Here is a 20,511-nt window from a genome sequence, read left to right as displayed (position 1 = left end):
GCAAGCGGTTCCAATCCTACCCAGATAGCGACGAACGGACTTTTTTGCCACTGTTTCAGTGTCGGTACGGCCCGGAAGCCGGCCAACTTCGAGCTGGCCCGAACCCCAAGCAGGCATTGGCGGCCGAGGAAGAGCAGGTCCCGCCCCACGGCCATGCGTTGCCAGTCACTTCCGTGGCCGATCACTTCCGTGGCGGCCCTTTGCGCTCGGCGGAGGCGGCCCACAGATTGATGTCGGCTTCGCGTGCGTACGTGTCGATTTCGGCGAGTTCGGCATCGCTGAAGTCGAGCACCTTCAGCGCGCCGACGCAGTCCTCGACCTGTTCCGGCCGGCTGGCGCCGATCAACGCCGAGGTCACCCGGCCCTTGCGCAGCACCCAGGCCAGCGCCATCTGCGCCAGCGTCTGCCCGCGGCGTCCGGCGATGGCGTTGAGCGCCTTGATGTTGGCGATGGTCTTGTCGTTGATGAAAGCCGGCTTCAGCGACTTGCCTTGGCTGGCGCGGCTGCCCTCAGGGATGCCGCCGAGATATTTGTCGGTCAGCATGCCTTGCGCCAGCGGCGTGAACACGATCGAGCCGACGCCGAACCCCTCCAGCGTGTCGAGCAGTCCGTCGTCCTCGACCCAGCGGTTGAGCATCGAATAGCTCGGCTGGTGGATGACGCATGGCGTGCCGAGCTGCTTCAATATGTCGGCCGCCTCGCGCGTACGCTGCGAATTGTAGGAAGAGATGCCGGCATAAAGCGCCTTGCCCGAGCGCACCGCGTGATCGAGCGCACCCATCGTTTCTTCCAGCGGCGTATCGGGATCGAAGCGGTGCGAATAGAAGATGTCGACATAGTCGAGCCCCATCCGCTTCAGGCTCTGGTCGAGGCTGGCCAGCACATATTTGCGCCCACCCCATTCACCGTAGGGTCCAGCCCACATCTCGTAGCCGGCCTTGGTCGAGATGATCAGCTCGTCGCGATAACCGGAGAAATCCGTCCGCAGGATTTCGCCAAAAGCCGTCTCCGCCGAACCGGGCGGCGGACCGTAATTGTTGGCGAGGTCGAAATGCGTGATGCCAAGATCGAAGGCCTTGCGCGCGATCGCCTGCTTGGTGCGGTGCGGCGTGTCGCCGCCGAAATTGTGCCAGAGCCCGAGCGAGATCGCCGGCAATTTCAGGCCGGAGCGCCCGCAGCGATTGTAGACCATTTTCTCGTAGCGGTTTTCGGCGGGGACATAGGGCATGGGAAATCCTTTAGATCAAAGCGAGCCCGGCAGTTGCCACCGTAAAAGGGTGAGTCGGCCCTGCCTCTCACCCTTAGCCGCTGCCCGCCGAAACGGGGAGAGGGGTCGACGGTAAACTACACCTGTCGCAATCACTGAAGCGCGCACCCTACTTCTTCTTCGCCAATAGCCCTTTCGCTTCCTTGACGCCCAGTGCCGCGGGCCGTTCGCAGGTGGTCTGCATGGCGACGAACTTCCCGCTCGCACCCGACCGCAACATGCCGGTCATCACATCCACGGCATGCAGCGCCAGTTCCATCGAGCAGCGGTGCGGCCGGCCTTCCGCGATCGCCAGAGCCATGTCGGCGAGGCCGGCGGTGCGGTAGTTGGCCATCATGCCGTGCGAATGCATCTGGTTGGCGACGCCGAACGGATGCTTCCATTTCGGCAGCTTCTTGACCGGCTTGGCGGCGTCGGTGAAGCGAACATCGCCGCCGAAGAAATTCGGATCCGGCAAGAACACCGTGCCCAACTCGCCGTAGAGTTCCATCGGCGCATGGCCATGGCTCCACACGTCCCAACTGGTATTGAGCGTCACCACGGCACCATTCTCGAACTCCATCAAACCGTGGATCGTCGTCGGCGTGGCGACCAGGATTTTTTCGCCCGCGCGAGGCTTGGACGAGATCGTGCGTTCTGTCGTCGGGATCGAAGCGAAGGCCGCCACCTGCTTCACCGGCCCGATCAGCTGGATCAAATTGGTGATGTAATAGGGTCCGATATCGAGCACCGGACCAGCGCCGGGCTGGAAGAAGAAGTCCGGATTGGGGTGCCAATGCTCCATCCCATGGCTCATCACATGGCATGTGCCGCTGGTGATCTTGCCGAGCTTGCCAGTGTCGATCAGGTTGCGGACAAGCTGGTGCGCGCCACCGAGGAAAGTGTCGGGCGCCGAGCCGATGCGCAGTCCCTCTCTCTCCGCCAGCTTCTTCAGGTCGAGCCCTTCCTTGACCGACAGCACGAACGGCTTTTCCGAATAGACGTGCTTGCCGGCATCGAGGATCTGTTTCGACACCTCGTAGTGCACCGCCGGAACGGTGAGGTTGACGATGATGTCGATGTCGCCGGCCTTGAGCAGCCCTTCGACTGTCTCGGCGCGCAGCTTGAACTCCTTCGCCCGCGCCTTGGCCGCATCCATGTTGATATCCGCGCAGGCGCGCATCTCGATGCCGCGAAACAGCGGCGCAAACGAGAGATACGCGTTTGAGATGTTGCCGCAGCCGATAACGCCGATCCCAAGTTTTTTTGCCATGCTGATGCTCCTAATAGGTCTTGGCGGCTGCGATCGAGCGGCGGGCGAAGCGCTCGATGTCGTTGGGATTGTCCTGTTCCATGACGTAGTATTTGGCGGCGCTCTTGGCGCGCAACGCCTTGATCAAGCCGGCCCAGTCGATCGTGCCGTGGCCGACATCCGACCAGCCGTCCTCGTCGAGGCCCTCGCCAGGCCTGGCGATGTCCTTGACATGGACGGCGGCGATGCGCTTGCCGTGCTTCTCGATCCAGGGCAGCGGATCGCCGCCGCCGCGCACCACCCAGGCCACGTCCATCTCCCAGCCGATGTCTGGCGCTGCCGCCAGGATGTGGTCCTGCGGCACCGAGCCGTCGGCAAGCGTCTTGAACTCGAAATCATGGTTGTGCCAGGCAAAACCGTAGCCGGCCTTGTCAGCCGTCTCGCCGACCTTGGCCAGGCGCTCGCCGAAGCCGCGCCAGCCGGCCGTGTCGGTCGGCCTGAGCTCGGCGACCAGATAGGGGCAGATGAGCAGTGTGATGCCGAGCGCGTCGGCGATCTTGCGCACGCCATCGAAATCCTTTTCGAGCGCATCGATCGAGAAATGGCCGGTCGGCATGGTGAGGCCGTTCTTGTCGAGTTCGGCGCGGAATGCCTTCGGGTCGTCATAGACGCCGCCGAACCCCTCGACTTCCTTGTAGCCGAGTTCGCCCAGCATCTTGAGCACCCCTTCCCAGGGTTGGAAATTGCGGGCGCTGTAAAGTTGGAATGACCAATTCATCGTCTCTGTCCGTTCTCTGGGGATGGATGTGCTGAGGTGAATTTCTTGGGTATTACAGGCGGTTGCCGGTTGCGGCGTCGAACAGCGAAGCGCGCATCGGGTCAAAACCGATGCTCACGGTGTCGGCGTTGTTTGGCGTGCGCTCGGATGTCACCCGCACTGTGAAATTCTGATTTCCGAGCTTCAGCCAGACCAATGTGTCGGAACCCATGGGTTCGACGACCACGACATTGGCCGTGGCTGTGAACGGCCACCCGGCGCCGCTGTTGAACGCGACGTGCTCGGGCCGGATGCCGAACACGGCCGCTCCCGGCACCGGCTGCTTTTCGAAAGCGTAGGTGGCAAGCGGGATCCGCACATCCTCGAAGGCGAAGTGCCAGTTGCCGTCGTCCTTCTCCAGCCTGCCGTCGAGGAAGTTCATCGCCGGCGAGCCGAGGAAGCCGGCCACGAAACGGTTGACCGGGCGATTGTAGATCGTCTGCGGCGCGTCGAGCTGCTGGATGACGCCGCCCTTCATCACCGCGATGCGGTCGGCCAGCGTCATCGCCTCGATCTGGTCGTGAGTGACGTAGATCATGGTGTTTTGCAGCTTGCTGTGCAGCAGTTTGATTTCGACACGCAGCTCCGCGCGCAGCTTGGCGTCGAGATTGGAAAGCGGCTCATCGAAGAGGAAAACGTCGACGTCGCGCACCAGCGCCCGCCCGATGGCCACGCGCTGGCGCTGGCCGCCCGAAAGCGCCGACGGCTTGCGCTGCAAAAGTGGCTCGATCTGCAGGATTTCGGCGGCGCGCGCGATGCGCTTGGCGATCTCGTCCTTGGCGATGCCGGCGACGCGCAGCCCGAAGGACAGGTTCTTCTCCACTGTCATCTGCGGATAGAGCGCATAGGACTGGAACACCATGCCGATGCCGCGGTCCTTGGGTTCTTCCCAGGTGACGTTCTTGCCCTTGATGAAGATGCGGCCGTCCGAAACGTCGAGCAGGCCGGCGATGCAGTTGAGCAAGGTCGACTTGCCGCAGCCGGACGGGCCGAGCAGCACGATGAACTCGCCCTCGGCGACATCGATGTTGAGCGTCTCCAGCACCGAGATAGCACCGAAATTCAGCGACAGGTCCTGGATCGAGACACTGGGATTCTGGATTGAAACACTGGGATTTTCGATTCTTGTCATCATCATCCTTTCACCGCGCCGGCGGCGATGCCACGCACGAAGAGCTTGCCGGAAATGAAGTAGACGACGAGCGGTACGAGGCCGGTCAGGATGGTGGCGGCCATGTTGACGTTGTATTCCTTCACGCCTTGCACAGAGTTGACGATGTTGTTGAGCTGCACCGTCATCGGATAGGTGTCGGGGCGGGTGTAGACGACGCCGAACAGGAAGTCGTTCCAGATGCCGGTCACCTGGATGATGATGGCGACGACGAAGATCGGCAGCGACATCGGCAGCATGATCCGGAAATAGATGCCCCAGAAGCCGGCGCCGTCGACGCGCGCCGCGCGGAACAGCTCCTCCGGCATGGAGGAGAAATAGTTGCGGAACAACAGGGTCAGGATCGGCATGCCGAAGATGGAATGGACGATCACCAGACCGCTGAGGCTGCCGTAGAGGCCGATCTCGCGCAGGATGATGACGATCGGATAGATCATCACCTGATAGGGGATGAAAGCGCCGACGATCAGGATGACGAAGAAAGTGTCGGCCCCCTTGAAGCGCCAGTTGGCAAGCGCGTATCCGTTCACGGAAGCGATCGCGATCGACAGGATGACCGACGGAACGGTGATGCGCACCGAATTCCAGAAGCCGCGCGAGAGCCCGTCGCAGTTGAGGCCTGTGCAGGCGCTGGACCAGGCCTTCACCCAAGGCTCGAAGGTGATTTCGAGCGGCGGCGAGAAGATGTTGCCGAGGCGTATCTCCGGCATGCCCTTGAGCGACGTCACCACCATCACATAGAGCGGCAGGAGATAATACAGCGCCACCACGATGAGCGTTCCATAGAGGAAGATGTTGCGGCGCGAGAACACATGCCGCGGCTTCGGCCCCCGCGGCCCGGATGCCTCAAGCCCGATAGAGCCCGTACCGGCAGGCAGGGAAACGGCATGGTCAGACACGCTTCCTGCCTCCGAATTCGAGATAGGCCCACGGCACGATGACGATCAACACCGACAGCAGCATCATGGTCGAGGCGGCGAAGCCCTGGCCGAGGTTCTGGGCGAAGAACATGTAGTCGTAGACGTACTTTGCCGGCACTTCGGAAGCGATGCCGGGACCGCCGCTGGTCTGGGCGACGACCAGGTCATAGACCTTGACGATACCGGCGGCGATGATGACAAGCGCGGTGACGAAGACCGGTCGCATCATCGGGATGATGATGAAAAGATAGGTCTTCCACATCGGTATCCCATCCACCCGCGCTGCCTTCCAGATATCCTCGTCGATGCCACGCAGGCCGGCCAGCATCAGGCACATGATGAGTCCGGTGCCTTGCCAGAGCGCGGCGATCGTTATGCCGTAGATGACGATGCTGGAATTGTAGAGCGGATCGAAGTTGAAGCTTTCCCAGCCGAGGCCGCGCACCACTCCCTGGATCCCGAATTCCGGGTTGAGCAGCCACTGCCAGACAAGACCGGTGACGATGAAGGAGAGCGCGAACGGATAGAGGAAGATCGTCCGGAACGTGTCCTCGAAACGGATCTTCTGGTCGAGCAGCGCCGCCAGCATGAAGCCGATGACGAGAGAAAACACCAGCGACAGCACGCCGTAGACCAGGAGGTTTTCGATGGAGATCAGCCAACGCGGCGTAGACCACAGCCGATAATATTGATCGAGCCCGACGAAGTTCAGCCGCGGCAGGAGCTTCGAATTGGTGAAGGAATAGAGCACCGTCCACGCGCTGCCGCCGACGAAGATCACCAGTGCGGTGAGGACCATCGGAATAGAGGCGACCTTGGCATTGAGGTTGCGGAAGAGTTGGTTGGGGCGTTCGCTCTTGCTCATCTGAACAACCGGACTGGATCGGGTAAGGGCGGGCGGGTCAGAACCCCTGACCCTGAGCTCCCGGCCCTGCGCTCGCAGGGGCGGGAGTGAGGCGGTTCGTCGAAAGTCAATCGGCCGAGGCGACGATATCGGCGAAGCGCTTCTGCGCCTCTTCCACGGTCATGTCCGGCTTGGCGAAGAACTCGGAGAAAAGGTCCTCCTTCTGCTTTTGGGTGTCCTGCGACAGCAGTTGGTCCGTCCAGGGCATGACGCTGCCCTTTGCCAGGATGTCGAGCCCTTTCTTCATGCAGTCATTCGCCGCCTCGAGGTCGACATCGCCGCGCACCGGCAGCGAACCCTTCTTGAGGTTGAAGGCGACCTGCGTCTTGGGATCGAGCAGCGTTTCGGCCAGCGCTTCCTGCGCCTTGGACTTTTCGGCGTCCTGCAACAGCGGGAAGTAGAAGGCGTCGCCGCCGGTGGCGATGACCTCGTTCAGGCCAAGGCCGGGAAGACACGTATAGTCCTTGCCCGCGGTCTGGCCGGCAACCTGGAACTCGCCCTGCGCCCAGTCGCCCATGATCTGGCCGCCAGCCTTGCCGGTAATGACGAGATTGGTGGCCTGGTTCCAGTCCTGTACATTGGTGTTCTTCGCCATCTTGCGGGCATCGTCCGCGGCCTTGAACACCTTGGCGACCTCGGGCCCGGCGGCGAATTCGGCGTCCTTATCGCGATAGACCTTCAGGAAGGTGTCGGTACCGCCGACCGCCGTGAGCAGCACGTCGAAGGCGCCGGAGGCTTGCCAGGGCTGCCCGCCGACCGCGAGCGGCTGGATGCCTGCCTTTTCCAGCGCGGGGGCGGCCGCGACATATTCATTCCAGTTCTTCGGCACCGGCACGCCGGCCTTTTCGAAGGCCGCGTTCGACAGCCACAGCCACTGCCAGGAGTGAATGTTGACCGGCACGCAATAGATCTTGCCGTCGAGGGTGCAGCCGTCGAGCAGGCTCTTCGGCTGGACGATTTCCGTCCACTTGTCCCGGGTGGCGAGATCGGTCAAGTCGCGCATCAAACCGGCCTCCACCAATTCTTCCGCTTGCCGGCCGTGGTTGAACTGGGTCGCGCCCATGGGATCGCCGCCAGTGATGCGGCTGATCATGATCGGCCGCGCCGTGCCGCCGGAGCCGGCGATAGCGCCGTCGACCCAACGGTTGCCTGTCGCGTCGAACGCCTTGGCGAATTCGGCGACCGCCGCTGCCTCGCCGCCCGAAGTCCACCAATGGGTGACTTCCAGATCCGTCGCTGCCGCCGGGCCGGCGAATGGCAGCGCGGTTGTCACTGCCAACGCAGCGGTCATGAATTGGTATCGCATTTCGGCTCCTCCCAGAATCTGAAACGTTACAGATTTTCGATACGGCAATTGCGTGAGGCGCGCAACCCCAGAATTGGAGCGGTTCGACATTTTTTCGAGATGCGAACAAATTCGCCCCTGCATTGCTGCCTGCTGCGCCGCAACAGGCTAGGTTGCATTGCAAGAATGATGTTGCAATGCATGAAATTCGGTGGAATTCCTCGTTCCGCGGCCAGGCCATGCCGACGTCCAACGTCTTTGCGCCGAGCGGCGCGTCGCGCGTGAAGAGCCCGTGCCAGCAGCCATTGCGCGATGGCAAGTGACAATCTGTAACGTTTCAGTATATAGGGTGTTCGTCAGGCGGAGAGTCGCGGGCAAGCCGCGATCGCCGATTGCCGGCCTGCACGGCAACTGCTATGCGCCTGACGGGCGGGATGAATGGATAGACATCACACGGAAAAGGACGACGAGGCGTCGGGACAGGGCCGGCCGACGCTGAAGACGCTCGCCTTCATGACCGGGCTGGGCGTCACCACCGTGTCGCGGGCGCTGAAGGACGCGCCGGAAATCGGCGCCGAGACCAGGCGGCGCGTCCAGCTCGTCGCCAAGCAGATCGGCTACCGTCCCAACCGTGCCGGCGTGCGCCTGCGAACCGGCAAGACCAACGTCATCAGCCTCGTGCTCAACACCGAGCACGAGATCATGAGCTTTGTCTCGGACATCATCTACGGCGTCTCGGAAGTCATCGCCGACACGCCCTATCACCTGATCGTCACGCCCTATTCACGCTCGCAGGATCCCCTGGACCCTATACGCTATCTGGTGGAAACCGGCTCTGCCGACGGCGTCATCATTTCGCGCACCCAGCCCAACGACCCCAGGGCCCGCTACATGCTGGAGCGTGGCATCCCCTTTGCCACGCACGGCCGCACCGATATGGGGCTGATCCATCCCTATCATGATTTCGACAACTATGCGTTTGCGACCGAAGCCGTGCGCCACCTGGCCGGCATCGGCCGCCGCAGGCTGGCTCTGCTGGCACCGCCGGTCGAGCTGACCTATCACCGCCATGCGCTGAACGGCTTTACCGATGCGCTGAGCGAGGTCGGCGCCAGCGAGATCCCGTTCAACACCGTTTCGATCGACCACTCGATCGAGCAGATCAGGATGAGGACCGCGCAGCTGATGCGCCGCGACGTCAGGCCGGACGGCTTCGTCAGCAGCGCCGCCGCCGCGACACTCGCCATCGTTGCCGGCATCGAGGACGCCGGCCTCAAGCTCGGCCGGGACGTCGACGTGGTATCCAAGCAGTCGTCGGACCTGCTGCATCTGTTCCGCAGGGAATTGCTGGTCGTCAACGAGGATTTCCGGCTGGCCGGCGCCGAGCTGGCCCGCTCCGTGCTGGGCTGGATCGGCGGCGCCGCACCTGGCTCACTGCAGAGCCTGAGCGCGCCGACCGAGGTCCTGGCCTATCGCCGCTCCGACTAGCGCAATGGTGTCGCCGGCTGAACGTCCACGGCGGCCAGGAGCGTTGCGTCATTGCCCCACCGGGCGCCGGTCAGCCCGAACTTGACAGCCGCCGGCCTCCCATAGGTAATCCACCCTACTCGCCCACCGGAGGAAGGATGACCTATGGCGGTTTTCAGACTGTGCGGCTTTGTCCTGACGTTCCTCGTCGCCTTCGGAGCGATTGCCCAGGACAACTCCGAAGACCTCGTGCGCCTGGGGTTCTTCCCGCCTATGGACGAGGACATCGTCTTTCGCATCCAGAGTGTCCAGGAACATAGCTTCCGCGGCAACCAGCGGCGCGCGGAATGGACGCACGAACTGCATTTGCGGCTGACCGGCGAAGAGCCGCCGGACATGATGACGGGAAGCTATTCTATTCGTGCGATCCAGGCGGTCGAGAATGTAGAGCGCGATATCGCCTACCTTTTCGCCAGAGCGATCGAAAACGAAACCTATCCTTTCAAGATGCTGCGGCTCGGCGCGCCGGTGGAAATCGACTGGGCGCGGGTGAAGGTCCGGTTCGCCGAGCGGCTGCCCGGTCTGACGGACCGAGCAACCGCGGCGGCGATCGAGCGTCTGCTGCCGGTCTTCGAGCCCGACGGAGTCGGCGCCGTCATGCGCCCGCTCTGGGTCACTTCGGTGGCGCACCTGCGCCCGTTCCGCCGGGACGCGACATGGATGGTGACGGAAGGGCTGGATCTTCCGGCGTGGTTCTTCGTGCCGGGATCGAAGCTCGAGACCTATGGCGGGCGGGAGGAGGGCAGCGAGGATCTGCTGTTCGTCTGGCGTATCACACCCAACCCGCAGGCGGCCCGCGACACGCTCGGCCCCGAGCTTGCCACCCTGGCCGCGCAGGCTGGCGGGCTGGACGTTCCCGAGGCGGAGGCCGTCGTCGCACAGGCCACCGCCGACGGACTGAGCGTGGTCGAGGGCGGCATTGTGACGTATGATCCCACGCCGGGCTTGATACGCACCGTCGAATTCGAGGCGCGACTCGGCGCTGGTGACATCAACCGCCGGGTCGAGATCAGGATTGAGCGGCTGAAGCCGGAGTAGTGGTGGCCGTTGCCACGCCCTGTTTCGCCGTCTGGCCATTGAGTTGCGCCTTCAAAGGCGCAGGTCGGAACGATGTTGGCCAGACGTTTGGACGATCCAGACGAAGACTGCGTCGTCCAGCGAGCACATTGTGAAAGCGTCAGGGATGACCTTTTCGCTCTAGCGGACGGTCTGCAAACCCATCAGCATCGGATGTTCCAGCGGCGCCAGTACGGGCGGCAGCTTTCAGGATCGTGGGCAATTCCGCTGAATGGCGAACGTGGGGCGCTAACCCGCCGCCCCGCTACCCCACGGGCCATGGAACGCACCCGGCCCGTCGATGCGCTCGAAGCCGTGCGCGCCGAAGAAATCGCGTTGCGCCTGGATCAGGTTCGAGGTGCCGCGGCCCTGGCGGTAGCTGTCGAAATAGGCGAGCGCGGACGACAACGCCGGCACCGGCGAACCGGCCTCCGACGCCCTTGCCACGATGCGCCGCAGCGATGGATGCGCCTCCTGCATCATCGCAATGAAGGCCGGCGCCATCAGGAGATTGGTGGCCGCCCCGCCCTTGCCGAAGGCTTCCGCCATGGTGTCCAGCAATTGCGAGCGGATGATGCAGCCGGCCCGCCAGATCTTGGCGATGGTCGGCATCGGCAGGTTCCAGTTGAACTCCTTCGACGCGCCGCTCATCACCGAGAAGCCCTGCGCGTAGGCAGCGATCTTGCCGGCGAACAGCGCCAGTTCGAGATCGTTGAGAAGCGCGTCCTTGTCTCCGGAAATCTTGGTCACGCCGCCATTGCCATAGGCCTTTTCGGCGGCCAGGCGCTCGTCCTTGATCGATGACAGCACGCGCGCGGCCACCGCAGCCTCGATCGCGGTGGCCGGAATGCCGAGCTGCTGCGCCTCGATGACCGACCATTTGCCGGTCCCCTTCTGGCCGGCGCGGTCGAGGATGATGTCGACCACCGGCTTGCCGGTCTTCGGATCGTCCGCGGCCAGCACCTTGGCGGTGATCTCGATCAGATAGGAGTTGAGCCGGCCCTTGTTCCAGCCGGCAAACACCGTGCCGATCTCCTTCGGCCCCATGCCCAGGCCGTCGCGCAAGATGCCGTAGATCTCGGCGATCATCTGCATGTCGGCATATTCGATGCCGTTGTGGATGGTCTTGACGAAATGCCCGGCGCCATCGGTGCCGAGCCAGGCCGCGCAGGGCTCGTCCCTGAATTTGGCCGAAATGGCGGTCAGGACCTTTTCGACACGTTTCCAGGACTCTTCCGTGCCGCCGACCATGATCGACGGTCCATGGCGCGCGCCCTCCTCGCCGCCGGACACGCCCATGCCGATGAAGGTGAGGCCCGAGCCGGCAAGCTCGGAAAAGCGCCGCATCGTGTCGCGGAAATTGGCGTTGCCGGCATCGATGACGATGTCGTTGGCCGACAGCACGCCGCGCAGCGCCGCGATCTGCTCGTCAACCGGCTTGCCGGCCAGAACCATGATGATGATCGGCCGCGGCGGCCGGATGGCGGCGGCGAGTTCCTCAAGGCTGGTGCAGGGCACAACCATGTCCTTCAGCGCCCCGGCATTCTCGACGAAGGCATCGGTACGCGCGGCGGTGCGGTTGAAGACGGCTATGCGGTGCCCCTTCTCGGCGATATTAAGTGCCAGGTTGGAACCCATCGTGCCAAGGCCGATCAGGCCGATTTCGGCTTTTTCCATCGTTTCTTCCCTGCTTTCGGATCTTTTGTTGAGGCGGCGATTTGTGGCGATGCCCATTTTACCCGGGATGCCATTCTTGCCGGGATGATTGACGGGCCTTCAAGGCCGCGTCAACCGCCTCGCCGAATTGTGTTGCGGACCGCCGGCTTGTCCTCACGGCCTGATGTCGATCGGCGCCTCTAACTTCACGATCTCGAAATCCGAGACGAGGATATCGAGCCGCGCCGTCCATCGGCCGGGAACCGGGATGACGAGACTGTCGACACGCCAGGTGCCGTCGCCTGGCTTTGTCGCCGCGCGCCTGATCGGCTCGATGCCGGAGTCGGGTTTTGACAGCACCAGCGTCACCTGGCTTGCGTCGAGCGGGCCGAAATCGCCGGTCATGATGGTTATCGAGGCGGCAACCGGCCCAACATGGCCGGGCGTGATGCTGAGGTCGGCCATCGCCTTCGGCGTGTGGATATGGATCGATGCCGGCTGCACTGCCGCGATCGCCAAGGCGCGCGGCGGCGGCGTGAAGCGCCAGCCGGCGGCAACGCCGAAGATCGCCAGAACAATCAGCATTTCAATGCCGATCGAGCGGACCAGCCTCCTCTGTACTTCCGTCTCTCCCGCTTCGGCCGGACCGGTGAGTTTCCAGCGGTTGGTCGCGGCGAGCGTGAACAGAAAGAACAGCAGCGCCAGCTTGATCAGCAGCAGCCGGCCATAGGCGATCTCGAGCAAGGCCGCGGGTGCCTGCACCTGGATGACAGCCAGCGCGATGCCGGTGGCAGCGAGCACGGCCACGACGGGTAGGATCGCTTGGGAAAACCGGCGCAGAAAAGCCGCGGCCTTGGCCGGTCTCCGCCTGATGGCGAGACCGAGCGGCGCCAGCGCCCCGGCCCAGAAGGCAATGCCGGCGCCGTGCAGGAACACCATCGGGCGCGTCAGCCATTGCGGTTCGGCGGCACTTGCATGCCCGCTGGTGGCGAGGGCGGCACCGACGCCGGCCAAGCCGGCAAGGGCAAACAGTTTTGCACCGCCGCGCGGCCCGACCAGCGACAAAAGGCCAAGCCCGAGCGCCACCAGCGCGATCAGCACCGTCCAGCCGAAGCTAGTGCCAAGTCCGGTCTGCCAGACAACCGGCTGTGCCAGATGCGTAAGCGGCGCGGCGAGCGCGTCAAGCCCCTGCAAGCCAAGTGACAAGGGCGCCGCTACCAGTCCGCACAGCATCGCGGCGATTGCGAAGCGTTGGCCGGAACGCCCACCCTTGGCCAGCCAGGCGATGGCAAAGGCGCCGCCGACGCCGAGAAAGAGGCCGGCATAGAGAAAGACCTTGCCGATCCAGATCGCCGACCGCAAACCCCGGTCGATAGCTTCGGAGACGGCCGGCGCAGCACTCGGCGCGCCGATGAAAAACAGCACCGAGCCGCCGACCGGATGGCCATCGGCGGAAATCACCCGCCAGCTCAGCACATGCGTGCCGGATCCGAGCGTTTGCGAGTTGTCGATCTCGACCGTCTGGCCGTTGAGCCGAAAGGTCGTCAGCGGAACCGCCGTCCCGTCTGGCCGCACCAGGGTCAGCACCGGCGGCGAGGCCGGCTCGCTGAAGGTCAGCGAGAAGTGCGCGGGGCTTTGTCCCAATACCGCGCCATCGGCCGGATCGGCTGTGACCAGCGCCGCATGCGCAAAGGCCTGATTTGGCGCGGCAATCGCCGCAAGCAGCATGATCGCGGCCAACAGGCCAGCGGCAAGCCGACTGGCGTGCTTACAGGCCGTGCAGACCGCCCGCCGTAAGGATGCAGCACTCATGTCATCGCCACAAAGACAGCGGCGCGCTCTTTTGAACAAAGCGCGCCGCCAAAGATCATTGCTGCGGTGCAAGCTTGATGCCGGGCGCCGGAGACTCCAGCGCATCCTCATCCTGGCCGGACGCCGGAATCTCGATCCAGCGTTCGGCAACGCCGTCGCATTCCTGCACCACCGGGAAGTAGAGCGTTTGGCCGGCGGGCAGGTCCGCCGCCAGTGTCCCGCGGAAGACGAATTCGTCGTAGAATTCGTCCGGCAGGCTGCCGTCGCTCCAATTCACTTCCTTGACGCCTGATGTCACCGCTTGACCGTGGAGCTGGTAGGATTTCTCGTATTTGCCTTTCTTGACCTGCAGCGTCCAGCCCGGCTTCGGCATCGGCTTCACCGAAATCACCCCTTCGGGGATCTGCACGCGGACAGTGGTCGTCGCCTTGCCGTCGCAGCCATGCGGCACGCGCAGGACGGCCTTGTAGGTCGAACCGACCGCCGCCTCCTGCGTTTCGAACGTGACGTGGGCGAAGGCCGAGCCCGTCCCCAGAACGAGTGCGCCGGCCGACAAAAGATACCTGTTCATGATGGTCCCTCAAATTTCGAATTGTGCGGATCTGGCCGGGGTCAGTTGGCGTGATCGTCCATGCCGCCCATCCCGCCCATCCCTTCCACCGCGAAGTCGACGGTGACGGTGCCGGCCTTCTCGAAGGTCAGCGCGGCGGAAAACTCTTCGCCCTGCTTCGGTTGCCGTTTCAGCCCGACGAACATCAGATGATAGCCGCCGGGCGCCAGCGCGACTTTGCCGCCGGCCGGAATTTCGATGCCACCGGCGACCGGCCGCATGGTCATGACGCCATCGCTCACCCCCATCTCATGCAGTTCGGCCTTGGCCGAAATCTCCGAGGAAATCGACAGCAGCCGGTCCGGCGAACTGCCGGTGTTTTTGATGATGAAATAGCCGCCGGCCACTTTGGCGCCGGGCGGCGTGGCGCGCGACCAGGGATGCACGATCTCGAGGTCGCCGACCTTGAACTCATGCGCGAAAACGGTGTGGACGCTGACGAACAGGAGGGCGAGGACGAACACGGTGATGCCGAGACGCTCCTCGAAGTGGCGCAGGAAGGAGTTGTTGCGGCCGAACCGCGCGCAGAAAGAGTGAGACATGATAGCTCCAGGAACTGAGAGAGCGCGCCGTTGGCCGGTCGCGAACAGTTTCGATGTTGAATGAATGCGCTCGCGAAGGCTTCCGCAAGGCGATCTGGGACGATCAGGCCGTCGCCGGCGGCGCGCGCGGGTTCGACGGAGAGCGGTCGCGAGTGAAATCGAGATGCCTGAACGCCGGGAGCACAAAGGCGACGGTTTCGACGGAAAAATTGCCGGGCACCGTGCCGGCAGCGGGCGGCGGTGCATAAGCAGCCGAGGCCACGCCGCAGCCGAGCACGCAGCAAGCCGGCATGTGCTGTTGGTGCGGATCGCCGCCGGGAAGCTCGGCCACACCCTCATGGGTGCAGATGACATTGCCGAAGGCGTCGCGTTGCGAAGCATCCGGGCCCAAGCCGGAGGCGAATGCGCCGAGCATCGACTGGAGCACGAGCAGATAGGCCGCGACCAGCGCGGCCGGCATGCTCCATCGTCTCCGCCGGATGTTCAAAACCCTGCCTCTTCACGCAGCAACGTCAGCTACCTAGCACGAGGCAAGCAAGCGGAAAATCGTCAAATCACTGCTGCGGCAACGCGGCGCGATCGGGGATGGAGGTCAACAGCGTGTGGCGCGCCGACTTCAGATGCTTGCGGCAGGCCGCGTCGACCTTGCCGAGATCCCGCGACTTGAGCGCGGCTATGTAAGCCAGGTGTTCCCCAACCGCCACTTCGTTGCGCTCGCGCTCCTGTGCCTTGTTCCACTGGTAGTGGTAATGGAAGATCATCGCGATGACGTCGTAGAAATCGACGATGAAGCGGTTGTGCGACGCGCGGTGGATCAGCCGGTGAAAGCGCTCGTCGAGCTCCGAGAATTCGTTGAAGCGCGTGGCGATCTCGCGCGCCAGCACGCGATGCTCGTCTTCCAGGAGATCGAGGTCGGCCCAGACCGGGCTGTCTTGCGGCAGGGCGGCGAAGGCGGCGGCCGAGCGCAATTCGAACATCTCGCGGATTTCAGTCAATTCGAGCGCGAAGGCGCGGGTAAAACCTTTCAGCACCCAATGGCTGTTGCGGCGTTTCTCGATCAGCCCGAAGCGGGAAAAGCGGATCAGGAATTCGCGCACGCTGGTGGTGCCGACGCCGATCTCGCGCGCCAGCTCGAGTTCGTTGATCTGCATGCCGGGCTCGGCGCCGCCGGCGAGCAGTCGCCGCATGAAGGAGCGCTCGATGATCTGCGACAGCGTGTCGGTCTCTTCCTCAGGGAAGAAATCGTCCGACCGCGGCGCGCGCAAAACCGTCTTGCTGCGCTTGTTCCAGGCAATCAGCCCCGTCTCTTCCATGCGCGCAAGGATGCTACGGATGGTCGTGCGGCTGACGCCGAGCAGCGCGCCCAGCTCGGGCTCCGACGGTAGGCTCTTCGTTTCGTCGAGCAGCCGCAGACCGCGATTGTAGGCGTCCTTGTAGACGTTATTGCTCTTCGACATCCCCTGCCCCGTTGCGCGCCGGCGCTTGCGGCGGCCGGCCTGAAGCGCGATATGACAGATGCTCCTAGCGCATGCCCCCAAGAAGCGGAATCGCTTTTCGCAGTCAGGCCTGGTTCCAGTGTCCGGTCCTCAGCGCATCCGCAAGAACGCGCGGCGTCGTCATGAAAAAACAATTGACGCAAAAATGTTTTTTCACGATAAAAGACATTATAGCTTAACTGCCGCGTGTCAATCCGCTCGCGCATCCCAGGAAACACCCAGGAAACTGCCCGTGAACGCCGCAAACAGCATTCTTCTGTCTCCCGCCGACAATGTCGCGGTCGCCAATGGCCGCATCGAGATCGGCACGATGCTGCCGGGCGGCGCCGTTGCCACCGCGCTCATCGAACCCGGCCACAAGGTGGCGATCAAGCCGATCCCTGCCGGCGAGGCCGTGGTCAAATACGCGCAGGCGATCGGTCGTGCCACGCAGGACATCGCGCCCGGCGAACATGTTCATTCGCACAATCTGGTCTTTGAATCCGGGCGTTTGCCGGTGGTGCCGCCGAGCGAGGCCGTGCACGCGACCGAGGCCGACCGCGCCCGCACCTTCATGGGCTACCGTCGCGCCGACGGCCGCGCCGGCACGCGCAACTTCATCGGCATTCTCGCCAGCGTCAATTGCTCGGCCACCGTTTGCCATGCCATCGCCGACGAGGCGAACCGCACGCTTCTGCCCAAATATCCCGGCATCGACGGCTTCGTTCCCATCGTTCACGGCCAGGGCTGCGGCATGAGCGCAACCGGCGACGGCATGATGGTGCTGCACCGCACGCTTGCCGGCTATGCCCGCCATCCGAATTTCGGCGGCGTGCTGATGGTCGGGCTCGGCTGCGAGGTCAACCAGCTTACCCTCTACGGCCAGAAGGGCGTCGCCGCGGGAAAACGTCACTTCAACATCCAGGAAGCCGGCGGCTCGCGCAAATCGGTCGAGAAGGCGATGCTGGTGCTGGCCGAGATCGCCGAGGAGGTCGGCAAGCTTGAGCGTGAGCCGATCCCGGTCAGCGAGATCGTTGTCGGCCTGCAATGCGGCGGCTCCGACGGCATGTCCGGCATCACCGCCAATCCGGCGTTGGGCGCCGCCGTCGACATCCTGGCCGGCGTCGGCGGCATCGGCATCCTCTCCGAGACGACGGAAATCTACGGCGCCGAGCATCTGCTCGCCTATCGCGCGGCGACCCCGGAGATCGCCGCCAAGCTCGACGGCTACGTGAAGTGGTGGGAAGACCATGTCGCCAAGCACGGCGCCTCCATCGACAACAATCCGTCGCCCGGCAACAAGCGCGGCGGCCTGACCACCATCCTGGAAAAGTCGCTTGGCGCGGTCGCCAAGGGCGGACAGACGCCGCTCAACGGCGTCTTCGGCTATGCCGAGAAGGTCACCGGGCACGGGCTGGTGTTCATGGACACACCCGGCTACGACCCGGTCTCCGCCACCGGCCAGGTTGCCGGCGGCGCCAACGTCATCGTCTTCACCACCGGCCGCGGCTCCTGCTTCGGCTGCAGGCCGACGCCGTCGATCAAGGTCGCCACCAACTCGACCATGTATCATCAGATGGAAGAGGACATGGACGTGAATTGCGGCGTCATCGCCTCGGGGGAAAAGACCATCGCCGGCATGGGCCGCGAGATCTTCGAACTGATCGTCGAGACGGCTTCCGGCCGCAAGACCAAGAGCGAGGCGTTCGGCTACGGCGACAACGAGTTCGTGCCCTGGCACCTTGGAGCGACCCTCTAGACCAGCCACTAACTGACTTAAGGCGGGCCAGGCAAATGGCCGGTGGGAGGTTTTGCATGAAGAAACGCTGTGTCGGCAGCACCGCGCTGGAAATAACCGAGGTCAGCTTCGGCGGCGCGGCGATCGGCGGCCTCTACCGAGCTTGCCCGCGCGAGGCGGCGATGGAGACGCTGCAGGTCGCCTGGGAAGCCGGCCTGCGCTATTTCGATACGGCGCCCTTCTACGGCTTCGGCCTCTCGGAACGCCGCTTCGGCGATTTCCTGCGCGACAAGCCGCGGGACTCCTACGTGCTGTCCACCAAGGTCGGGCGCCTATTCCGGCCAGTGCCGGAAGACCAGGTTCCCGATCACTCCTATGTCGACCCGCTGCCCTTCGCGCTCGATTACGACTATTCCTACGACGGCATCATGCGCTCGGTCGAGTTCAGCTATGCGCGGCTTGGCCTCAATCGGATCGACATCCTGTTCGTCCACGACATCGGCGTCTACACGCATGGCGTCGAGAAGACGAAGCAGCATTTCCGCCAATTTATGGATGGCGGGCTGAAGGCGCTGGAAGAGTTGAAGTCGTCCAGGGTCATTTCCGCCTATGGCCTTGGCGTCAACGAGGTGCAGATCTGCCTCGATGTGGTGCATCGAGCGCCGCTCGACTGCATCCTGCTGGCCAGCCGCTACTCGCTGCTCGACCGCACCGCCGAAGCCGAACTGCTGCCGCTTTGTCGACAACGCCAGACCTCGCTGATCATCGGCGGCGTCTTCAATTCCGGCATCCTGGCGACAGGCCCGGAGCCGGGCGCCCATTTCGATTATCGGCCGGCCACCGCGGACATTCTCGGCCGCGTCGGAGCGATGGAAAAAATCGCCGCCGAGGGCGGCTATCCGCTTGCGGCGGCGGCGTTCCAGTTTCCGTTGCACGAGCCGGTGGTAGCCTCCGTGCTGACAGGCACGGCCAAGCCCGCCAACCTGACGCGTAACCTTGAACTGCTCGGCGTCCAGGTGCCGGAAACCGACTTCGCCAAATACGATTCTTACATGATCGTTCAGCAGCTCGGCTGATGCGCTTCAGCCTTCTCTGTTCTCAGGCTGACTAAACGTCGACGATGTGGTCTGGAGGCATAAATCGCACAATCCAAAAAGAACGAATGTTCCATATTGACTGAAAGTTGGAATTAATATTCCATACCCCTCAGGCCAGGATCGGAAGCATTTGAACGTGGCAACGTGGATCGGCAAGGAGGCTTCCTTCCGGTCTAGCCATATGGAGACCAATGCGAAACACCGCTTGCGTCGACCCAACCTATGCACTATCAAAATGCAGTAAATGTTTTTTATTGATAAAGTTCTGTTTGGGCAGCGCCTATCCGAATGGAGCTACCGTAACGTTCACCGGGCGACTCAGGGAGGAAACCTAATGAAATTCGTGACCAGCATTCTCAACCGCCGCGCCTTCGCGGCCCTCGCAGCGGCCTCGATGCTTGCCGGCGTGATGCATTCGGCGCCGGTTTCGGCGGCGGACGCGACCATCCCGATCATCGTCAAGGACACCACCTCATTCTACTGGCAGATCGTTCTGGCCGGCGCCCGTAAGGCCGGCAAGGACCTCGGCGTCGACGTGCCGGAGCTCGGCGCCCAGGCCGAGACGGACGTCAACGGCCAGATCTCGATCCTCGAGAACGCCGTCGCCGGCAATCCGGCCGCGGTCGTCATCGCGCCGACCGAAGCCAAGGCGCTCGGCAAGCCGATCGACGAGGCTGCCACCAAGGTCAAGATCATCGGCATCGACTCCGGTGCCGACTCCAAAGCCTTCACCTCATTCCTGACCACCGACAACATCCAGGGCGGTCGCGTCGCCGCCGACGGCCTGGCGGCAGCCATCGGCGAGGCCAACGGCGGCAAAGTCGAGGGCGACGTCGCCCTGATCACCGCACTTCCGGGTGCCGGTTCGCTCGAACAGCGCGCCCAGGGCTTCAAGGAGCAGCTGGCCGCCAAATATCCAGGCCTCAAGCTCATTGCCGACAAATATGCCGACGGCCAGGCCACAACCGGCCTCAACATCGCGACCGACCTGATCACCGCCAATCCGAACCTCAAGGGCATCTTCGCCTCCAACCTGATCATGGCGCAGGGCGTCGGTCAGGCGATCGCCGAGAACAGCCTGGCCGGCAAGGTCGGACTCGTCGGCTTCGACAGCGACGAGAAGCTGATCAAGTTCCTCAACGACGGCGTCATTTCGGCTCTCGTCGTCCAGGATCCGTACCGGATGGGCTATGACGGCATCAAGACGGCGCTCGCCGCCTCGAAGGGCGAGAAGGTCGAGGCCAATGTCGACACCGGTGCCAACCTCGTCACCAAGGCCAATATGAAGGATCCGAAGATCGACGCGCTGCTCAATCCGAAGCTCGACTGAGCATCGGCATAGGTACATTGTTTCCGGGGCCTTCCTGCTCCGGAGACACTCCAACCAAGTGCCAATGGTGAGG

Annotated in this window: 18 protein-coding genes; 5 read left to right on the top strand and 13 right to left on the bottom strand. The window is 63.4% G+C overall.

Going from position 1 to position 20,511, the window contains the following annotated elements; all coding sequences use genetic code 11:
- Nucleotides 1-181: 181 nt before the first annotated feature.
- The 7 genes from mgrA to IQ26_RS14410 all read right to left on the bottom strand — a co-directional run bounded on the left by mgrA (nucleotide 182) and on the right by IQ26_RS14410 (nucleotide 7,616).
- Nucleotides 182-1,228 carry an L-glyceraldehyde 3-phosphate reductase gene (gene mgrA / locus IQ26_RS14440; RefSeq protein ID WP_145718284.1) on the bottom strand — a complete coding sequence of 349 codons (1,047 nt, stop codon included), beginning with the start codon at nucleotides 1,226-1,228 and terminating at the stop codon, nucleotides 182-184.
- A gap of 148 nt (nucleotides 1,229-1,376) precedes the next feature.
- Nucleotides 1,377-2,519, bottom strand: a complete 1,143-nt coding sequence (locus IQ26_RS14435) for a Gfo/Idh/MocA family protein (protein WP_145718282.1) — start codon at nucleotides 2,517-2,519, stop codon at nucleotides 1,377-1,379.
- A 10-nt stretch (nucleotides 2,520-2,529) separates the two neighbouring features.
- Nucleotides 2,530-3,276, bottom strand: a complete 747-nt coding sequence (locus tag IQ26_RS14430; protein ID WP_145718280.1) for a sugar phosphate isomerase/epimerase family protein — start codon at nucleotides 3,274-3,276, stop codon at nucleotides 2,530-2,532.
- Nucleotides 3,277-3,328: 52 nt separating this feature from the next.
- On the bottom strand, nucleotides 3,329-4,447 hold the full coding sequence (locus IQ26_RS14425; protein ID WP_145718278.1) for an ABC transporter ATP-binding protein: 1,119 nt from the start codon (nucleotides 4,445-4,447) through the stop codon (nucleotides 3,329-3,331).
- Between the two features lie 2 nt (nucleotides 4,448-4,449).
- A complete protein-coding gene (locus IQ26_RS14420; RefSeq protein WP_145718276.1) occupies nucleotides 4,450-5,385 on the bottom strand; it encodes a carbohydrate ABC transporter permease in 936 nt (311 codons plus the stop codon).
- Nucleotides 5,378-6,271, bottom strand: a complete 894-nt coding sequence (locus IQ26_RS14415; RefSeq protein ID WP_145718274.1) for a carbohydrate ABC transporter permease — start codon at nucleotides 6,269-6,271, stop codon at nucleotides 5,378-5,380. Before IQ26_RS14415 ends, IQ26_RS14420 begins: the two co-directional genes overlap by 8 nt.
- 106 nt (nucleotides 6,272-6,377) lie before the next feature.
- A complete protein-coding gene (locus tag IQ26_RS14410) occupies nucleotides 6,378-7,616 on the bottom strand; it encodes an ABC transporter substrate-binding protein (RefSeq protein WP_145718272.1) in 1,239 nt (412 codons plus the stop codon).
- Between the two features lie 417 nt (nucleotides 7,617-8,033).
- Between IQ26_RS14410 and IQ26_RS14405 the strand changes: the two genes are divergently transcribed.
- Nucleotides 8,034-9,083 (top strand): LacI family transcriptional regulator, encoded by a 1,050-nt coding sequence (locus tag IQ26_RS14405; RefSeq protein ID WP_145718269.1) that lies wholly within the window; start codon nucleotides 8,034-8,036, stop codon nucleotides 9,081-9,083.
- 144 nt (nucleotides 9,084-9,227) lie between these two features.
- On the top strand, nucleotides 9,228-10,160 hold the full coding sequence (locus tag IQ26_RS14400; protein WP_145718267.1) for a hypothetical protein: 933 nt from the start codon (nucleotides 9,228-9,230) through the stop codon (nucleotides 10,158-10,160).
- Nucleotides 10,161-10,427: 267 nt separating this feature from the next.
- Here IQ26_RS14400 and gndA read toward each other — a convergent pair whose 3' ends face one another.
- The 6 genes from gndA to IQ26_RS14370 all read right to left on the bottom strand — a co-directional run bounded on the left by gndA (nucleotide 10,428) and on the right by IQ26_RS14370 (nucleotide 16,255).
- The gene (gndA, locus tag IQ26_RS14395) at nucleotides 10,428-11,855 is read right to left on the bottom strand and encodes an NADP-dependent phosphogluconate dehydrogenase (protein ID WP_145718265.1); all 1,428 of its coding nucleotides are present in this window, start codon (nucleotides 11,853-11,855) and stop codon (nucleotides 10,428-10,430) included.
- Between the two features lie 153 nt (nucleotides 11,856-12,008).
- Complete coding sequence (locus tag IQ26_RS14390; RefSeq protein WP_145718264.1) at nucleotides 12,009-13,646, bottom strand: copper resistance CopC/CopD family protein; 1,638 nt, start codon at nucleotides 13,644-13,646, stop codon at nucleotides 12,009-12,011.
- Between the two features lie 55 nt (nucleotides 13,647-13,701).
- The gene (locus tag IQ26_RS14385) at nucleotides 13,702-14,217 is read right to left on the bottom strand and encodes a YcnI family copper-binding membrane protein (protein ID WP_145718262.1); all 516 of its coding nucleotides are present in this window, start codon (nucleotides 14,215-14,217) and stop codon (nucleotides 13,702-13,704) included.
- A gap of 41 nt (nucleotides 14,218-14,258) precedes the next feature.
- The gene (locus tag IQ26_RS14380; RefSeq protein WP_145718260.1) at nucleotides 14,259-14,798 is read right to left on the bottom strand and encodes a copper chaperone PCu(A)C; all 540 of its coding nucleotides are present in this window, start codon (nucleotides 14,796-14,798) and stop codon (nucleotides 14,259-14,261) included.
- A gap of 103 nt (nucleotides 14,799-14,901) precedes the next feature.
- Complete coding sequence (locus IQ26_RS14375; protein WP_145718258.1) at nucleotides 14,902-15,258, bottom strand: DUF2946 family protein; 357 nt, start codon at nucleotides 15,256-15,258, stop codon at nucleotides 14,902-14,904.
- Between the two features lie 94 nt (nucleotides 15,259-15,352).
- Nucleotides 15,353-16,255: a GntR family transcriptional regulator gene (locus tag IQ26_RS14370; protein ID WP_145718256.1), complete on the bottom strand. Its 903-nt coding sequence runs from the start codon at nucleotides 16,253-16,255 to the stop codon at nucleotides 15,353-15,355.
- A 271-nt stretch (nucleotides 16,256-16,526) separates the two neighbouring features.
- On the opposite strand from IQ26_RS14370, the gene IQ26_RS14365 reads away from it, so the two are divergent.
- The 3 genes from IQ26_RS14365 to IQ26_RS14355 all read left to right on the top strand — a co-directional run bounded on the left by IQ26_RS14365 (nucleotide 16,527) and on the right by IQ26_RS14355 (nucleotide 20,438).
- Complete coding sequence (locus tag IQ26_RS14365; protein ID WP_145718254.1) at nucleotides 16,527-18,032, top strand: UxaA family hydrolase; 1,506 nt, start codon at nucleotides 16,527-16,529, stop codon at nucleotides 18,030-18,032.
- A 56-nt stretch (nucleotides 18,033-18,088) separates the two neighbouring features.
- A complete protein-coding gene (locus tag IQ26_RS14360; protein WP_145718252.1) occupies nucleotides 18,089-19,087 on the top strand; it encodes an aldo/keto reductase in 999 nt (332 codons plus the stop codon).
- 355 nt (nucleotides 19,088-19,442) lie between these two features.
- Nucleotides 19,443-20,438 carry an ABC transporter substrate-binding protein gene (locus tag IQ26_RS14355; RefSeq protein ID WP_145718250.1) on the top strand — a complete coding sequence of 332 codons (996 nt, stop codon included), beginning with the start codon at nucleotides 19,443-19,445 and terminating at the stop codon, nucleotides 20,436-20,438.
- The last annotated feature ends 73 nt before the right edge of the window (nucleotides 20,439-20,511 follow it).

The sequence above is a fragment of the Mesorhizobium tianshanense genome, from assembly GCF_007830515.1.
Taxonomy (GTDB): domain Bacteria; phylum Pseudomonadota; class Alphaproteobacteria; order Rhizobiales; family Rhizobiaceae; genus Mesorhizobium; species Mesorhizobium tianshanense.
The sequence above is the reverse complement of the archived record's forward strand: the minus strand, read 5'-3'. Positions and strand labels throughout refer to the sequence as shown.